The following is a 16,294-nucleotide window of genomic DNA, read 5'->3' as shown; positions in this document are numbered from 1 at the left end:
TCGCTCAGACGTCCAGGAAGCGAACGTCCTTGGCATTGCGGGTGATGAAGCTGCGGCGCGCGTCGACGTCCTCGCCCATCAGGATGGAGAACAGTTCGTCGGCGGCCGCGGCGTCGTCGAGCGTGACTTGGCGCAGCACCCGGACGGTGGGATCCATTGTGGTTTCCCACAATTCCTTGGCATCCATCTCACCGAGACCCTTGTAGCGCTGGATCCCGTCGTCCTTGTTGATCTTCTTGCCCGCCTTCTGGCCCGCCTCCAGCAAGCCGTCGCGCTCACGGTCTGAGTAGGCGAATTCGGGCTCGGTGCGCTGCCACTTCAGCTTGTACAGCGGCGGCTGCGCCAAAAACACGTGCCCGTTCTCGATCAGCGGCCGCATGAACCGGAACAGCAGCGTCAACAACAATGTCGAGATGTGTTGGCCGTCAACGTCCGCGTCGGCCATCAGCACGATCTTGTGATAGCGCAGCTTGGTGAGGTCGAATTCGTCGTGGATGCCGGTGCCCAGGGCGGTGATGATCGCCTGGACTTCGGTGTTCTTCAAAACCCGGTCGATACGGGCCTTTTCGACGTTGATGATCTTGCCGCGCAGCGGCAGGATCGCCTGGAACATCGAGTCGCGGCCGCTCTTGGCCGAGCCGCCGGCCGAGTCGCCCTCCACCACATACAGTTCCGACTTACGCGGGTCGGTGGAGCGGCAGTCGGCGAGCTTTCCGGGCAGCCCGCCGAGGTCGGTAGCACTCTTGCGGCGCACCAACTCTCGCGCCTTTCGCGCTGCGATGCGGGCCTGCGCCGACGACACCGCCTTGTTGACAACTGTCTTGGCTTCGGATGGGTTGGCCTCAAACCAGTGTGTCAGTTGCTCATTGCAGACCTTCTGCACGAACGACTTGACTTCGGTGTTGCCGAGCTTGGTCTTGGTCTGGCCCTCGAACTGCGGTTCGCTGACCTTGACCGAGATCACCGCGGCCAGCCCTTCGCGGATGTCATCGCCGGTGAGGTTGGCGTCTTTCTCTTTGAGCAGCTTCTTGTCTTTGGCGTACTTGTTGACCACGGTCGTCAGCGCGCTGCGGAAGCCCTCTTCGTGGGTACCACCTTCGTGCGTGTTGATGGTGTTGGCGAAGGTGTGCACCGATTCCGAGTAGCCGCCGTTCCACTGCATCGCAATTTCAACCTCGTGTCCCGGACCCTTGCCGTCGAAGTCGATGATGCTCTGCTGGATCGGGCTCTTGGTGCGGTTGATGTGCTTGACGAAGTCGACGAGGCCACCGGGGTAGTGGAAGGTGCGGTGCTTAACCTTGTGCGGCGCAGTAGATTCCGCGGCCTTCTCCTGTGCCGACTTGGGAGCTTCGGCGGTGTCGCTGACGACCTCGTCGACTATCTCCTCCTTGGTCACCCGCTCGTCGGTGAGGTTGATCGTCAAACCCTTGTTGAGAAACGCCATTTCCTGCAGCCGGCGCGCCACCGTCTCGAAGTCGTAGTCGGTGGTCTCGAAGATGTCGGAGTCGGCCCAGAATCTGATCGTGGTTCCGGTCCGCTTGGTGGCCTCGCCTTGTTTGAGGGTTCCGGGCACGGCACGGTCGTAGTACTGCGACCACTCGTGGCCGTCGCGGGCAATGTCCACCTCGAGCCGCTTTGACAGCGCGTTGACCACCGACACACCGACGCCGTGCAGACCGCCGCTGACGTTGTAGCCACTGTTCTCACCGCCGAACTTGCCGCCCGCGTGCAGCTGCGTCATCACGACGTCGACGGTGGGGGCGCCGGTCGCGTGCATCGCCACCGGGATGCCGCGGCCGTTATCGGAGACCTCGACGCTGCCGTCGTCGAGAATGCGGACGTCCACCTTGTCGGCGTAGCCGGCCATCGCCTCGTCGACCGAGTTGTCAACCACCTCCCAGATGAGGTGGTGCAGGCCACGCTCACCGGTGGACCCGATGTACATACCGGGGCGTTTGCGGACGGCCTCGAGGCCTTCGAGCACGGTGATCGCTGAGGCGCCGTATTCGTTTTGCGCCTTCTTCTTCTGGGCAGCCACGGTCGGAATGCTCTCCTTGGGGTTTCATGCGGGCGGTTCCAGTCACCGCAACAGTCGCATCCTGCCAGTCTAGCGTGATCAGCCGTCCGCACCGATTTTCTAGCCGCGTTTCTGCCCAGCTAACCGCGCCGTGCGCACGATTTTTTTATTCTTGCCGCGTCCCGACGTGCGTCGAGGGCATCCGCGTCGTTCTGGCCGATTTCAGGGGCGTGTGGACGAACCCCCGTCCGGGGATCCGCGGATGCCGTCAAACTCCCTAACCGTAGGTATCGCGCGGGCCTCTTCCAGCGATATGACGCGGCCCTTTGCGCCACGACGGCGCGGCAGGGCCGGTGATTTTCAACGACGTCACCACCCCGTTGCCGACGGCGGCGGCGATCTTGGCCAGTAACTGCGACTGAATCATCCGCAACTGGGTGGCCCAGGCCGTCGATTCGGCGACCACGTTGAGCACACCATCATTGAGGGCGGTCGGCGTCGCATGGTCGGCGATCTGATGTCCGACGACGGTCGCCCAGTTGCCCAGCACGGTGCCCTCGGCGACTTGCGCCGACCAGCCCCGTCTTTTCGCCAGATCGCGCGCAAGGCTGCCCAGCGGTTGGGGGTCGCGAACATCGGGTCCTGGCCCCGACCAGCTGCGCCGCCCGCCCGCCACCCGGCGGGGGGCGGGGGCGGCCGCGCGGCCGCGGCCGGCGTCTTTTCCCTGAGCGCGCGCGGCGGCACGCGCCTCCTCGAGGGTGCGACGCACCAGGTCGATCCCACTCAGCGCACTCAACGGCTCGGTGGGACGCGCTCCCTCATCCGTGCCGGTCACGAGCGCATCTCCGATATCCGTCCCGAGTCGCTGTCCCGTAAGTCGACGTACAGCTGCCGAGCCTCCCAGCCCGCCGGGATGTCTTCGAGAACCGCCGCGGTGACCAACACCTGTTCGGCCGATTCGGCCACCGTGGCCAGTGCCCGGCGCCGCGCCGCGTCGAGTTCGGCGAACACGTCGTCGAGCAACAACACGGGGTCGCTTTCTTCGGCCCGCAGCAATTCGTAAGCGGCCAACCGCAGCGACAACGCGAACGACCACGATTCCCCGTGGCTGGCAAAGCCTTTCGCGGGCTGGTCGCCGAGCCGCAATTCCAGGTCGTCGCGGTGCGGGCCGACGAGGCACATGCCGCGTTCCAGCTCCGCGTCGCGGCGCGCCGACAATGCCGCCAGCAAGGCGGCTTCCAGAAACTCGCGGTCGGCACCGGCGATATCCGCTGCCGCCTCGGCACCCAGGCTGGATCGATAACCGATGGAGGCGACGCGCGATCCCGGCGCCAGCAGCTGATAGGCCTTCTCGACCTCCGGTACCAACTGGTTCACCAGATCGATACGGACCGCCATCAATTGGGCACCGTATTCGGCCAGACGGCTGTCCCAGACGTCTAACGTGTCCAGAGCGCTCTCATCGCCGCGGTAGCGGGCGCCGGACAGGGATTTCAACAACGCCGTGCGCTGCCGCAAGACCTTTTCGTAGTCGGCGCGCACCCCGGCCACCGCCGGCCGGCGCACCGTCGCCAAATCGTCGAGGTAACGCCGCCGGTCGGACGGGTCACCGCGGACCAAGGACAGATCCTCGGGAGCAAACAGCACCGCGCGCAAGACCCCGATCACCTCGCGCGTACTGCGCACCGGTGAGCGGTTCAGCCGCGCCTTGTTCGCCCGGCCGGCCGCGATTTCCAGATCGACCGCGCACTCCCTGCCTTCGTTGACCACGATCGTGGAAACCACCGCGCGGTCGGCGCCGGCGCGGATCAACGGCACATCCGTGCCCACCCGATGCGAGCCCATGGTGCTCGAATACCAGAGCGCCTCAAGAAGATTCGTCTTCCCGAACCCGTTGGATCCGATGAAGACCGTCCGACCAGGCTGCAGTTCGAGGTCGGCGTGTGCCCAGGACCGGAAATCGCGCAGTCCCAAATGCCGGACGTACACCTAGCCAGGCAACCGGACGGGCATCAGCAGGTAGACGTAATCGGTCGGCAGGGCGCTGTAGGGGCCCGTGCCGGTCGGGTGGCTGTCGTCGTTCAACGCCGGACGCAGCAACGCCGGCTTGCCCGGCGTCGTGAAGCCGAACGACACCCGCTCGGAATGGACCGATCCCAGCCCGTCGGTCAGATACGTCGGGTTGAAGGCGATCGTCAGTGGCTCGCCGACGAAATCGACCGCCAAGTCCTCCTCGGCCCGGCCGACATCATCGGCGCCCGCGGACAGCCGCAGCGATCCCTCGCTGAATTCCATCCGCACCTGGGCGCCCCGGTCGGCCACCAGCGCCACCAGCTTGATCGCCTCGGTCAACTCCGCGACGTTGATGGTCGCGACCGCCGTGTGCTCGGCCGGCAGCAGCTGACGGAACTTCGGGAATTCCGCGTCGAGCAGACGTGTGGTGCTGCGCTTGCCGTTACCGCTGATGCCGAGCAATCCGTCTTTGCCGACGCCCGACCCCGCACCCAATGACAGCCTGACCTCGGAACCGTCGGCGCCCGTCCGCGCGGCTTCGGCCAGTGTCTTGGCCGGGACCAGAACCGCGGCTTCGATGTCGGGCGAGGCCGCCGACCAGGTCAGCTCGCGAACCGCCAAGCGGAACCTGTCGGTGGCGGCCAAAACGACCGTTTCACCCGAAATCTCAACCCTGATTCCGGTCAGCATCGGCAACGTGTCGTCGCGGCCGGCCGCGATGGCAACCTGGCTGATCGCCTCGGCGAACAGGTCGGCGGGCAGCGTCCCGGTCTCTTCCGGCAGCGCCGGCAGCGTCGGGTAATCCTCAACCGCCATCGTCGGCAGCGAAAACCTGGCGTTTCCGCAGTGCAGCGCCACCCGGTTACCGTCGACGTAGAAGTCGATCGGCTTGTTCGGCAGCGCCCGCACGATGTCGGACAGCAACCTGCCGGACACCAAAACGCTTCCCGGAGAAGCTATTTCGGCTGCCACTTGTGCTTCGGCCGAAACCTCGTAGTCGAATCCCGAGATCGTCAGGCCCTCATCGGTTCCCGCGAGCAGCACACCGGAAAGCACCGGCACCGCAGGTCGGGACGGCAGGTTCTTCGCCACCCACGACACCGCGTCTGCGAAAGACTCCCGCACCAAACGAAATTTCAAGTCGCTGAGGCCAGCCGTTGTCGTCGCCGCGTCCATAGCGTCCCTTCACCTACCCAGCGTTTTCGAATCCATTGGCTAGCCGCACCCGCTAGCACGGGGCTCCGCCGCGAACGTTGATGACACGTAATGCCAACGACGAACGCAACGGCAGTCGAAGATCAACCGTAGATCCTCCGACGCCATCTTGAAAGCTAATCGCAAAGGCCGACAACCCGAGCTGACCAAGCGTCAGGCGACGGGTGTGCGCCGCGCGTCCCCAAGCCTGTATTTCAAAGAAGAACCGATGAATAGATCTCAGTACCAGTATTAAGGCCTGTGCATTCTGGGGACAGCACCGTCTCGGCGCAGCTAGCGCCACGATCGGGTTGTGCATCGCGGCGCGAACGCCTGTGGGTGACATGTTGGGCGGATGGGGACGAACGACGGCTGTGCACGCAAGGCTTGTTACTACACCGGCGTTTAATTGCGTTGTGCACAGCCCTGCGCACATGCCCTCGGTGTGGCGGATGTGACAGACGGGCGTGAAGTTTCTCGGAAAAAATTACAAACGCGGGCAGCGAAAGCACGAAAATCGGTGCCGGCAGCGTTGGGGGAGCGGCGAACTCAGCGCTTGGAGCGCTGACGGATGCGAGTGGTGAGCTCCTTGACGTGGTCAAAAACCTCACGCCGCTCGGCCATCTCGGACAAGATCTTGCGCTGCGCATACATGACCGTGGTGTGATCACGGCCGAATGCCTGCCCGATCTTTGGCAGTGAGAGATCGGTGAGCTCGCGGCACAGATACATGGCGATCTGGCGCGACTGGGCCAGCGCCCGGGTCTTGCCGGGTCCGCGGAGCTCTTCCACGGTGGTGTCGAAGTATTCGGCGGTGGCCGCCATGATGGTTGCCGCGCTGATCTGCATGGTGCTCGCATCGGCGATCAGATCACGCAACACAATTTCGGCCAGGGCCTTGTCGATCGGCGTTTTGTTCAGGGAGGCGAACGCGGTCACGCGGATCAGGGCGCCCTCGAGTTCACGGATGTTGCGTTCGATGCTGCTGGCGATCAGCTCGAGGACGTCGTCGGGGACTGCGAGCCGCTCCATCTGCGCTTTCTTACGCAAAATGGCGATGCGGGTTTCCAGCTCCGGGGGCTGCACATCGGTGATCAGGCCCCACTCGAACCGGGTCCTGAGCCGGTCTTCCAGGGTGGCCAGCTGTTTGGGTGGCCGGTCCGACGAGATGACGATCTGCTTGTTGGCGTTATGCAGGGTGTTGAAGGTGTGGAAGAACTCTTCCTGGATACCTTCCTTGCCCTCGATGAACTGGATGTCATCGACCAGCAGCACGTCGACGTCGCGATAGCTGCGCTTGAACGCGACCTTGCGGTCGTCGCGAAGCGAGTTGATGAAGTCGTTGGTGAATTCCTCGGTGGAGACGTACTTGACTCGCATCCCGGGGAAGAGCCGCTGCGCGTAATTGCCGGCGGCGTGCAGCAGGTGGGTCTTGCCCAGACCGGACTCACCCCAGATGAACAACGGGTTGTAAGCCCGGGCCGGCGCTTCGGCGATGGCCAGGGCGGCGGCGTGGGCGAACCGGTTGGAGGCGCCGATGACAAAAGTGTCGAAGGTGTAGCGACGGTTGAGGCTCGTTCCGGCGGCGACGGCCGGATCGATGGCGTGTGGCCGCTCGGTGAAGTAGTTGGGCCAGCCCGGCTGGTTGTCGCTGACGGTCTCGCTGTTTTCGAAGGCTTCCTCGGTCTCGACGGCCGCGCCGTCAGCGGGGAAGGACGGGTTCGATCCGGGGAACGGTTCCGCCGACGGGATGAGCGCATCATCGACGTCGTCGGGTGGGGGAGCGATGCGGACGCCCAGCTGGATCTGCTGCCCGAGCCGGCGGCTCAGCGCATCGGTGATGGGGGCCCGCAGATGTCGTTCGATCTCGTTTTGGACAAAACTGCTCGGCACCGACAGCAGAGCAAATCCCTCGACGATCGTCAGCGGGCGAACCAGATTCAGCCACGCTCGTTGCTGGGGGGTGAGGGGAGTGACCAGAGTCGTGCGGTTGGCGGCCAGGCCGTCTGCGGTGGGTTCTCCGTTGAGTTCGGAAACGACCGCATTCCACACTGTTGTGAAACTGGAACCGGGGTCATCGGTCAACGACGCATCTCCCTGGTTCTCGAACGTCCCGACCCGAGGTACACCACGCCCGGCGAGAAAACAACTGTCCACATAGTTATACACAGGTGTGGACAGGATGATCGTAGGCCAGCCACAACCTACCGGCGACGGCTCGCGATCTCCGCGCTGGAAGAGAACCTCGAGAGGTTGTCTAGGCAGCTAGTCGATCCACCATCCTCGCTTCGTTGTCGAGCGCTGCTTTAGTCTAAAACGACTTCGCAGAAGCTAACAGTTTTCTGTTCGGCTGCCAACCGTTCCGCTGCATTCCAATCGGGTCGTTTAGGGTACGTGGGGCCTGCTTCGGCTCGTTATGCTAGCCACGCCGGTGGCGGGTGTGACCGAAACCGAAATCTTTCTCCAGGCCTGCGCGCGGGTTCGTTGCGGGAAGCCAGGTTTGACCAGGCGAAGCCTCGTCAGTACCCTCAAACAGTCGCCCGAAAGTCGGCGATACGGCTGCGACCTGAACCACCTGGGGACCGCGCCGGCCAGCAGCACCAAGACCACCTCCGGTCGAACCGCAGACGAGCCCGATGTGAAACGTCTGATCGGCCGGATGGCAACACAACGAGGAGAACGTCGTGGCCAAGGGCAAGCGGACCTTCCAGCCGAATAACCGGCGCCGTGCCCGCGTGCATGGTTTCCGCCTGCGGATGCGCACTCGTGCCGGACGCGCGATCGTGTCCGGTCGGCGCCGCAAGGGTCGCCGCGCGCTCTCTGCCTGATCGCAACGTCAGGTCTTTCGGCGGTGCTTCCCGCACGCAACCGCATGACGCGGTCAATTGACTTTGACGCGACGGTGAAGCACGGGATTCGTCTGGCACAGCCCGATGTCGTCGTGCACTTACGTCGGGGAGTGGACTGCGACGAAATCGGTGCGCCGCGCGTCGGATTGGTTGTGGGCAAGCCGGTCGGATCCGCCGTGGAACGCCATCGGGTCTCGCGCCGGCTGCGGCATGTGGCCCGCACGCTGCTGAGCGAGCTCGGCCCATCCGATCAGTTGGTGATCCGCGCACTGCCCAGCAGCCGCACCGCATCCTCGGCTCGGCTCGAGCAGGAACTGCGCCGGTGTTTGCGACGCGTCCCGGCGGCGGGGAGGAAGGCGTGATGGCACTGGTGCGGTTGCGCGCGTTGATCCGTACGACCGGAAGGGCCGCCGCGCGCGGTGTGATTTTTCTGATCCAGCTATACCGGCATATGGTGTCGCCGCTACGCCCGGCGACGTGCCGCTTCGTTCCGACCTGCAGCCAGTACGCGGTCGATGCGCTCAACGAGTACGGCCTGATTCGGGGGAGCTGGTTGGCTGCGGCCAGACTCGTCAAGTGCGGACCATGGCATGAAGGCGGATGGGATCCGATACCGGACCGCCCCGAAAGCCACGTGAATTGCCAAAACGCCAGCGACGCTTGGGTTGTCCGAGCGACGCGAGGGGAGAGTGGATCTTTTGTTTGATTTCTTCAGCCTCGACTTCGTCTACTACCCGGTGTCGTGGATCATGTGGGTTTGGTACAAGTTGTTCGCCTCCATGCTGGGGCCGTCGAACTTCTTCGCCTGGGCGCTGTCGGTGATGTTCTTGGTCTTCAGCCTGCGGGCGCTGCTCTACAAGCCGTTCGTGCGGCAGATCCGCACCACCCGCCAGATGCAGGAGCTGCAGCCGCAGATCAAGGCGCTGCAGAAGAAGTACGGCAAGGATCGCCAGCGGATGGCACTCGAGATGCAGAAGCTGCAGCGCGAGCACGGCTTCAACCCGATCCTGGGCTGCCTGCCGATGCTGGCGCAGATCCCGGTGTTCATCGGTCTGTATCACGTGCTGCGTTCGTTCAACCGGACCACCGGCGGCTTTGGCCAGCCCCACTTGTCGGTGGCGCAGAACCGCCTGACCGGAAACTACGTCTTCACCCCGACCGATGTCGGACACTTCCTGGACGCCAACTTGTTCGGCGCACCCATCGGCGCCTTCATGACGCAGCGCACCGGGCTGGACGCATTCACGTTCTTTAGTCGGCCTGCCGTGATCGCTGTAGGCCTGCCGGTGATGATCCTGGCCGGTGTCGCGACCTACTTCAACAGCCGGGCGTCGGTGGCGCGGCAGAGCCCGGAGGCGGCGGCCAACCCGCAGACCGCGATGATGAACAAACTCGCGCTCTACGTCTTCCCGCTCGGCGTGGTGGTCGGTGGGCCGTTCCTTCCGCTCGCGATCATCCTGTACTGGTTCGCCAACAACATCTGGACCTTCGGGCAGCAGCACTACGTCTTCGGGATGATCGAAAAAGAGGACGAAGCCAAGAAGCAGGAAGTGATCCAGCGCCGGGCGGCTAACGCGCCGGCGCCGGGAGCGAAGCCGAAGCGGAACCCCAAGGCGGCATCGCCGGGCGGGAACGGCTCGTCGACGGCCGACGGCGACACCGATGCATCCGGTTCCGCGGCGACGGATTCCGATGTGGCCGACGGCCCGGCCGCCGACGCGAGCGATGGCCCGACCAACCGCACGCCGCGGCCCGGGGCGCGACCGAAAAAACGCAAACGCTGATCCGGGCGGAGTAGCTATCGGGGCCGCCCGGACAAGGCGACCCCAATTGGGCTGGGGCCCACGGAATGAGGGAGAGAAGACATGACAGACGCCGACACCACCGAACGCGACGTTGATACGGAGCTCGACACGCAATCGGCCGCCGAGGATGACGCGGAGTCCGGCTCGGAGGGAATCGATGATCTCGAGGAGCGATTGGTCGCGGAGGGCGAGATAGCCGGCGACTACCTCGAAGAGTTGTTGGACCTGTTGGACTTCGACGGCGACATCGACTTGGACGTCGAGGGCAGCCGCGCGGTCGTCAGCATCGATGGCAGCGACGACTTGAACAAGTTGGTCGGCCGCGGCGGCGAGGTGCTCGACGCGTTGCAGGAACTCACCCGGCTCGCGGTGCACCAGAAGACCGGCGTGCGGAGCCGGTTGATGCTCGACGTCGCCAGCTGGCGCCGGAGGCGCCGGGAGGAATTGGCGGCGCTGGGCGACAAGGTCGCGCGCCGAGTGCTCGATTCCGGGGAACGCGAAGAGCTCGCGCCGATGACGCCGTTCGAACGCAAGATCGTCCACGACGCCGTCGCGGCCGTCGCCGGAGTGCACAGCGAGAGCGAGGGCGTCGAGCCCGCGCGCCGCGTGGTCGTCCTGCACGACTGACCGTCCAGAGTTACAGCCATGTAGTTCCCGTCGCCCGTCCGGCCTCCGAAGGTTGCAAGTGCACGCTCCGACTAGAGGATGTTTCACGTGAAACATGTCGGTCCCGCCGAGGGCGCGGCGGGTCCGTCGGGGGAGGGCGCCGAGCTCGGCGCGGCCCCCGACTCTGCGGCCGCGATCTTCGGCGACCGGCTGGGAACGGCGCGACGCTATGCGGAACTACTCGCGACCGCCGGCGTGGAACGCGGGCTGCTCGGCCCGCGAGAGGTCGGCCGTATCTGGGACCGCCACATACTCAATAGCGCCGTCCTCAGCGAACTCCTCGGCCCGGGCGAACGGATCATCGACATCGGCAGCGGAGCGGGCCTGCCCGGGATACCGCTGGCGATCGCGCGGCCCGATCTGAACGTCGTATTGCTCGAGCCGCTGCTGCGGCGCAGCGAATTTCTCAACGAGGTCATCGACGAACTAGGGTTAGCCGTCGAGGTGGTCCGTGGCCGTGCGGAAGAGCTGGGCGTGCGCAACCGGTTCGGGGAGAGGGATGCTGCGGTGTCACGAGCGGTTGCATCATTGGACAAACTGACAAAGTGGAGCTTGCCCTTATTACGCCGCGACGGGCGGATGCTCGCCATCAAGGGGGAGCGGGCTTCCGACGAAGTTGAACAGTACCGGCGTGTGATGGCAGCATCGGGCGCCGCTGATGTCAGGGTGGTGACATGTGGCGCGAACTATTTGCGTCCCCCCGCAACCGTAGTTTCAGCGCGACGCGGAAGGCCGCCACACCACAAGCCGGTACGGACCGGGAAGGCCGGAACCCGATGAGTTCTTCAGGAGATTGGCCGGTGGCTCCGCAGGCACCGGCAGACGTTCACCAGGCGGCGCCGCAAGCTCCAGCGCCGGCGAATCCGGACGCGTCCGCGCCGCCACCGGTTGTTCCCGCGCCGACCGTGGGGACGAATGTTTCACGTGAAACAGCGGACGAATTCGACACCCCGATCGGGGCGGCCGCCGAGCGCGCGATGCGGGTGCTGCACACCACCTACCCGCCGCTGCGCCGGCCGTCCCATCGACGCGTTTTCACGGTCGCGAATCAGAAGGGCGGCGTCGGGAAGACGACCACCACCGTCAACCTCGCGGCAGCCCTGGCGCTGCAGGGACTCAAGACCCTCGTCATCGACCTCGACCCTCAGGGCAACGCCAGCACGGCGCTCGGCATCACGGACCGCCAATCGGGCACACCATCGTCGTACGAGGTTCTGCTCGGCGAGGTCACCGTGCAGGACGCGCTCCGGCAGAGCCCGCACAACGAGCGCCTGTTCTGCATCCCGGCGACGATCGACCTGGCCGGCGCCGAAATCGAATTGGTCAGCATGGTGGCGCGCGAGAACCGGCTGCGCACTGCGCTGGCCGACCTCGACAGCCTCGACTTCGACTGCGTCTTCATCGACTGCCCGCCATCGCTCGGGCTGCTGACCATCAACGCGCTCGTCGCTGCGCCGGAGGTCATGATCCCGATCCAGTGCGAGTACTACGCCCTCGAGGGCGTCTCGCAGCTGATGCGCAACATCGAGATGGTGAAGGCCCACCTCAATCCGAAGCTCGAGGTGAGCACCGTGGTGCTGACCATGTACGACGGCCGCACCAAACTCGCCGACCAGGTCGCGGAAGAGGTACGCCGGTACTTCGGAAGCAAGGTGTTGCGCACGGTGATTCCGCGCAGCGTCAAGGTTTCCGAGGCGCCCGGCTACAGCATGACCATCATCGATTACGACCCCGGCTCACGCGGGGCGATGAGCTATCTCGATGCGAGCCGCGAACTCGCCGAGCGCGATTGACCACCATCCGCGAAGGGACGACCATGACGCAGCCGTTACGCAAGAAGGGTGGCCTCGGCCGGGGCCTGGCTTCGCTAATTCCGACCGGCCCCGCGGAGGGCGACTCGGGGCCGGCGACGCTCGGCCCGCGGATGGGCGACGCCGCCGCCGACGTCTTGATCGGGGGGCCGCAGCCGCAGGACGCGTCCTCGGTGGGAGCGGTCTATCGCGAGATCGCGCCGGCCGACATCGAACGCAACCCGCGTCAGCCCCGGCAGGTCTTCGACGAGGAAGCGCTGTCGGAACTGGTGCACTCCATCCGCGAGTTCGGCCTCTTGCAGCCGATCGTGGTGCGAGCAGTCAAGGATTCCGCGAGCGGTGCGCGTTATCAGATCGTGATGGGGGAGCGGCGCTGGCGCGCGGCCCAAGAGGCCGGCCTGGCGACCATCCCGGCCATTGTGCGCGAGACCGGCGACGACAATCTACTGCGCGACGCCCTGTTGGAAAACATCCACCGGGTGCAGCTGAATCCGTTGGAAGAGGCGGCCGCCTACCAACAGCTGCTCGACGAGTTCGGGGTCACCCACGATGAACTGGCCGCCCGCATCGGCCGCTCGCGGCCGTTGATCACCAACATGATCCGGTTGCTCAAGCTGCCGATCGCGGTGCAGCGGCGGGTGGCCGCCGGAGTGCTGTCCGCCGGTCACGCGCGCGCCCTGCTGTCGCTGGAGGCGGGCCCGGAAGCGCAGGAGGAGCTGGCCACCCGGATCGTCGCCGAGGGGTTGTCGGTGCGCGCCACCGAGGAGGCGGTCACCTTAGCCAACCGGGGTGGTCCGGCCACGCCGACGACCCCGCGTCGCAAGCCGATCCAGATGCCGGGTCTGCAAGACGTTGCTGACAAGCTCTCGACAGCCTTCGACACCCGTGTCACGGTCAGTCTGGGCAAACGCAAAGGCAAGATCGTCGTCGAGTTCGGGTCGGTGGACGATCTGCAGCGAATCATCGAAGTTATGTCCCCACCCAAGGCATGAACTAGGACACCGTGTAATTACGTCACTGTGACACCGAGGCCGTTTTTGCGGGGAATTCACGTATCCCAGGGCCTCCGGCTCGACGAAACAGCATGAGCATCAACAACTTTCGACCATAGGCGCGTTACGGCGCCGCGGCGCCGGCCGTTCGGGCCCCGCCAACCCCTGTTAGCCAGGCGAAAGCTGGCCCGATTACGACCTCCTCTCCTATCCTGGAGGGGCTGCCGGTGCAGATCGCTGCAGTACCGCACAGGAGCCAGGAGGCAAGTGTCCGCTCGAATCATGCCGCTACGGCTCGAGGCATTCGAGCAGCTTCCCAAGCACGCACGGCGGTGCGTCTTCTGGGAAGTTGATCCCGCGATCCTCGGTAATCACGATCACCTCGCCGACCCGGAATTCGAAAAAGAAGCGTGGTTGTCGATGGTGATGCTGGAGTGGGGCTCGTGCGGGCAGGTCGCGACGGCCGTCCCGGACGAGCGGAGCCAAGCCGAGCCGCCGTGCCTGGGCTACGTGTTCTATGCGCCGCCGCGGGCGGTGCCGCGGGCACAGCGATTCCCGACCGGCCCGGTGTCCGCGGACGCAGTGCTGTTGACGTCGATGGGCATCGAACCCGGGCCGGCGGCCGACGACCTACCGCACGGTTTGATCGCCCGGGTCATCGACGAACTGGTGCGCCGCGGCGTCCGCGCGCTCGAAGCGTTTGGCCGGACCCCGGCGGCTTCGGAATTGCAGGATCCGCACCTCGTTGGTCCGGACGTGCGGCCCGTCCTGGAAGCCGTCGGCGACTGCTCGGTCGATCACTGCGTCATGGATGCCGAATTTTTGAGAGACACGGGTTTCGTTGTGGTGGCGCCACACACGTACTTCCCTCGGCTGCGGCTCGAGCTCGACAAGGGCCTCGGGTGGAAGGCGGAAGTTGAGGCGGCCCTGGAGCGCCTACTGGAGAACGCGCACCTGGAGCAGCCGGTGGGCGCGGGCTCCACGACAGCGAATGCGTTGAAAACCACCCAGGGTGGTTAGAACCTAGGGGCCGCCGAGTTGGCTGGTGCGTTCCACCGACAGTTCGTGGGCCAGTAATTCGGCGAAAGTGAATGTGCCAGTGGGCCGGTCGTTCTTGCCCAACAGGTAGAGCCGCTTGACCGCGGCGAGGATTCCCTCGGCGATGGCGTCACGGGTCTGGGTCGAGACCAGCATCGAGCGATCCCGCGGGTTGGTGATGTAGCCGACGTCGACCTGCACCGTCGGCATCCGGGTCAGGCGCAGCAGGTCCCATGTCCGGCCGTGCGTGCGGCAGTCCCGTAAACCGGTGCGGGCGACCACTTCTCGCTGGATGAAGTCGGCGAGATTACGCCCGATGGTGGAGACCGATCCATGCGAGTTGCCGAAGTGAAAGGAAGCCACCCCATTGGCCGCGGCGCTGAGCTGACTTTCGCAGCGCAGGCTGATCATCAGGTCGGCGCCGACGTTGTTCGCGGTGGCGGCGCGTTCGGCGTCGAGGGGGCTGCGGCTGACCGGTCGGGACAGGAAGGTCTCCATGCCGATCGCGGCCATCCGTCCCTCCAGGCGGCTGGCCAAGTCCCACAACACATCTGCTTCGCTGACCGGGCCCGAGGGGCCTTGCATGATCGTGCCGTGGTCCGCGCCGCCGCGGCCCGGATCGATGATGATCCGCTTGCCTGACAGTTTGGGACCGGATGAGCGAACCAGCTCCTCCTCACGCAGCGCGTGCGGAGATCCACCGGTGACCCGTGAACTCAGGAAGTGAAAGGAGCGCAACGTTTCCGGGCCGCAGATGCCGTCGGCGGAGAGCCCGTATTCGCGCTGATATGACATCAAGGCGTTGTGGGTCTGCAACCCGAAATAGCCGTCGACCAGACCGGTGTAGAAGCCGAGATCCTGCAGCCGTGCCTGCAGCGTGGCGACGTCATCGCCGAACAGCGGGGCACCGAATTGGTGATACAGCGTACGGGCACCGAGCCGGTACGACGCCTCCTTCAGCGCCCGGTAGGTGGCCTCGCCGACGATGCCGTCCACCAGCAGACCGCGATGCTGTTGAAAGGCGCGAACCGCCTGGTCGAGTTCGGCATCGAAAAGGTCGAGGGCCACGTGCCGCCCGGTGTTGAGATCGTCCTCAGAGCTATCCAGCAGGCCCAGCGTGGCCAGCGTTGCCCGGATCTCGGTCACAGCAGCGCTGCGGTCACCACAGCGCAGCGCGTCGCCGTATTCGCGGCGCGGACTCGACATACCAAGGGCCCTCCGGGACTAACAGACAAGCTCAGATGTAGGCAACAGCTAACCGTATTGTCGCAGACGCTTCGTAAATTCGGGAAAACCCCAGGCCATGCGCGGGGCGTGGTGCGACGAATTAAATGTATGTCAGCCCAGGTCGGGAACCGCGTCCGAGAGCTCACGCAGTAAAGACGCCTTGCCCTTCGCGCCGACGATCCGCTTCACCGGCTGCCCGTCTTTGAACAGGATGAGGGTGGGAATGGAGACCACCTGGAAGTTCTGCGCGGTTTCGGGGTTGGCGTCGACGTCGAGCTTGGCAATGGTGAGGTGTTCGCCCCGCTCGCTGGCGATCTCCTCGAGAACCGGCGCAACCATCTTGCAGGGGCCGCACCAGGTCGCCCAAAAGTCAACGAGCACAGGCTTATTACTGGATAACACGTCGGTGGAGAATGACGCGTCAGAGACTTCTATTGTGGCACCGGCTTTTTCGGCGTCGGTCATTGTGGCGCTCCAATCAATGTGTCGGTACTGTCCGGAAATTCAGTGGCGTCGCCCTGTGCGGCGGCGCTGGCCTCTTCGTGGTCGGCGAGCCAGCGTTCGGCGTCGATGGCGGCCGAGCAGCCGCTGCCGGCGGCGGTGATGGCCTGGCGGTAGGTGCGGTCCACCAGGTCCCCGGAGGCGAACACCCCATCAATCGAGGTGGCCGTGGTGCGGCCCT

16 protein-coding genes and 1 pseudogene are annotated in these 16,294 nt (G+C 65.1%); 9 read left to right on the top strand and 8 right to left on the bottom strand.

All coding sequences use genetic code 11. The annotated features are described in order from the left end of the window. Positions 1-4: 4 nt before the first annotated feature. The 5 genes from gyrB to dnaA all read right to left on the bottom strand — a co-directional run bounded on the left by gyrB (position 5) and on the right by dnaA (position 7,309). Positions 5-2,038 (bottom strand): DNA topoisomerase (ATP-hydrolyzing) subunit B, encoded by a 2,034-nt coding sequence (gene gyrB / locus A5760_RS17780; RefSeq protein WP_064883121.1) that lies wholly within the window; start codon positions 2,036-2,038, stop codon positions 5-7. 256 nt (positions 2,039-2,294) lie between these two features. After that, a complete protein-coding gene (locus A5760_RS17775; protein WP_064883119.1) occupies positions 2,295-2,852 on the bottom strand; it encodes a DUF721 family protein in 558 nt (185 codons plus the stop codon). Continuing rightward, positions 2,849-4,006 (bottom strand): DNA replication/repair protein RecF, encoded by a 1,158-nt coding sequence (gene recF, locus A5760_RS17770; RefSeq protein ID WP_064883118.1) that lies wholly within the window; start codon positions 4,004-4,006, stop codon positions 2,849-2,851. Before recF ends, A5760_RS17775 begins: the two co-directional genes overlap by 4 nt. Continuing rightward, positions 4,007-5,206: a DNA polymerase III subunit beta gene (gene dnaN / locus A5760_RS17765; RefSeq protein ID WP_064883116.1), complete on the bottom strand. Its 1,200-nt coding sequence runs from the start codon at positions 5,204-5,206 to the stop codon at positions 4,007-4,009. It lies immediately after the preceding gene. Between the two features lie 567 nt (positions 5,207-5,773). Beyond that, positions 5,774-7,309, bottom strand: a complete 1,536-nt coding sequence (gene dnaA / locus A5760_RS17760; RefSeq protein ID WP_064883114.1) for a chromosomal replication initiator protein DnaA — start codon at positions 7,307-7,309, stop codon at positions 5,774-5,776. 599 nt (positions 7,310-7,908) lie between these two features. Here dnaA and rpmH point away from each other — a divergent pair. The 9 genes from rpmH to A5760_RS17725 all read left to right on the top strand — a co-directional run bounded on the left by rpmH (position 7,909) and on the right by A5760_RS17725 (position 14,367). Then, the gene (rpmH, locus tag A5760_RS26235; protein WP_003874369.1) at positions 7,909-8,052 is read left to right on the top strand and encodes a 50S ribosomal protein L34; all 144 of its coding nucleotides are present in this window, start codon (positions 7,909-7,911) and stop codon (positions 8,050-8,052) included. 23 nt (positions 8,053-8,075) lie between these two features. Beyond that, positions 8,076-8,435, top strand: a complete 360-nt coding sequence (gene rnpA / locus A5760_RS17755; RefSeq protein WP_064883111.1) for a ribonuclease P protein component — start codon at positions 8,076-8,078, stop codon at positions 8,433-8,435. Beyond that, positions 8,435-8,779, top strand: coding sequence for a membrane protein insertion efficiency factor YidD (gene yidD, locus A5760_RS26230; protein WP_082279518.1), 345 nt, complete (start codon positions 8,435-8,437; stop codon positions 8,777-8,779). Before rnpA ends, yidD begins: the two co-directional genes overlap by 1 nt. Beyond that, positions 8,763-9,857 (top strand): membrane protein insertase YidC, encoded by a 1,095-nt coding sequence (gene yidC, locus A5760_RS17750; protein WP_082279517.1) that lies wholly within the window; start codon positions 8,763-8,765, stop codon positions 9,855-9,857. Before yidD ends, yidC begins: the two co-directional genes overlap by 17 nt. 81 nt (positions 9,858-9,938) lie before the next feature. Continuing rightward, complete coding sequence (locus A5760_RS17745; RefSeq protein WP_064883108.1) at positions 9,939-10,505, top strand: protein jag; 567 nt, start codon at positions 9,939-9,941, stop codon at positions 10,503-10,505. Between the two features lie 78 nt (positions 10,506-10,583). Next, the gene (rsmG, locus tag A5760_RS17740) at positions 10,584-11,324 is read left to right on the top strand and encodes a 16S rRNA (guanine(527)-N(7))-methyltransferase RsmG (RefSeq protein WP_064883106.1); all 741 of its coding nucleotides are present in this window, start codon (positions 10,584-10,586) and stop codon (positions 11,322-11,324) included. Continuing rightward, entirely contained in the window at positions 11,321-12,337 is a 1,017-nt protein-coding gene (locus tag A5760_RS17735; RefSeq protein WP_231122661.1) for a ParA family protein, read from the top strand. The genes rsmG and A5760_RS17735 overlap by 4 nt, the downstream gene beginning before the upstream one ends. Before the next feature lie 23 nt (positions 12,338-12,360). Next, positions 12,361-13,347 carry a ParB/RepB/Spo0J family partition protein gene (locus A5760_RS17730; RefSeq protein ID WP_064883104.1) on the top strand — a complete coding sequence of 329 codons (987 nt, stop codon included), beginning with the start codon at positions 12,361-12,363 and terminating at the stop codon, positions 13,345-13,347. A gap of 267 nt (positions 13,348-13,614) precedes the next feature. After that, positions 13,615-14,367: an acetyltransferase gene (locus A5760_RS17725; RefSeq protein ID WP_155764365.1), complete on the top strand. Its 753-nt coding sequence runs from the start codon at positions 13,615-13,617 to the stop codon at positions 14,365-14,367. Between the two features lie 3 nt (positions 14,368-14,370). Here the strand turns inward: A5760_RS17725 and A5760_RS17720 are convergent, their stop codons facing one another. From A5760_RS17720 to A5760_RS17710, 3 genes and pseudogenes are all read right to left on the bottom strand, one after another. Then, a complete protein-coding gene (locus A5760_RS17720) occupies positions 14,371-15,591 on the bottom strand; it encodes an N-acetylmuramoyl-L-alanine amidase (RefSeq protein WP_064883102.1) in 1,221 nt (406 codons plus the stop codon). A gap of 132 nt (positions 15,592-15,723) precedes the next feature. Next, the gene (gene trxA, locus A5760_RS17715) at positions 15,724-16,077 is read right to left on the bottom strand and encodes a thioredoxin (protein ID WP_064883100.1); all 354 of its coding nucleotides are present in this window, start codon (positions 16,075-16,077) and stop codon (positions 15,724-15,726) included. Continuing rightward, positions 16,074-16,294: pseudogene (locus tag A5760_RS17710) on the bottom strand (thioredoxin-disulfide reductase); the annotation flags it as partial. The gene trxA and the pseudogene A5760_RS17710, both read right to left, overlap by 4 nt.

The organism is Mycobacterium colombiense (assembly GCF_001665835.1).
GTDB classification, from domain to species: domain Bacteria; phylum Actinomycetota; class Actinomycetes; order Mycobacteriales; family Mycobacteriaceae; genus Mycobacterium; species Mycobacterium colombiense_A.
This window is presented reverse-complemented; position numbering and strand designations above follow the sequence as displayed.

Coding starts and splice junctions, on each gene's coding strand:
- yidD (WP_082279518.1), top strand. CDS start 8,435: ATGGCACTGGTGCGGTTGCGCGCGTTGATCCGTACGACCGGAAGGGCC.
- dnaN (WP_064883116.1), bottom strand. CDS start 5,206: ATGGACGCGGCGACGACAACGGCTGGCCTCAGCGACTTGAAATTTCGT.
- A5760_RS17730 (WP_064883104.1), top strand. CDS start 12,361: ATGACGCAGCCGTTACGCAAGAAGGGTGGCCTCGGCCGGGGCCTGGCT.
- rsmG (WP_064883106.1), top strand. CDS start 10,584: ATGTTTCACGTGAAACATGTCGGTCCCGCCGAGGGCGCGGCGGGTCCG.
- A5760_RS17745 (WP_064883108.1), top strand. CDS start 9,939: ATGACAGACGCCGACACCACCGAACGCGACGTTGATACGGAGCTCGAC.
- A5760_RS17735 (WP_231122661.1), top strand. CDS start 11,321: ATGAGTTCTTCAGGAGATTGGCCGGTGGCTCCGCAGGCACCGGCAGAC.
- A5760_RS17720 (WP_064883102.1), bottom strand. CDS start 15,591: ATGTCGAGTCCGCGCCGCGAATACGGCGACGCGCTGCGCTGTGGTGAC.
- trxA (WP_064883100.1), bottom strand. CDS start 16,077: ATGACCGACGCCGAAAAAGCCGGTGCCACAATAGAAGTCTCTGACGCG.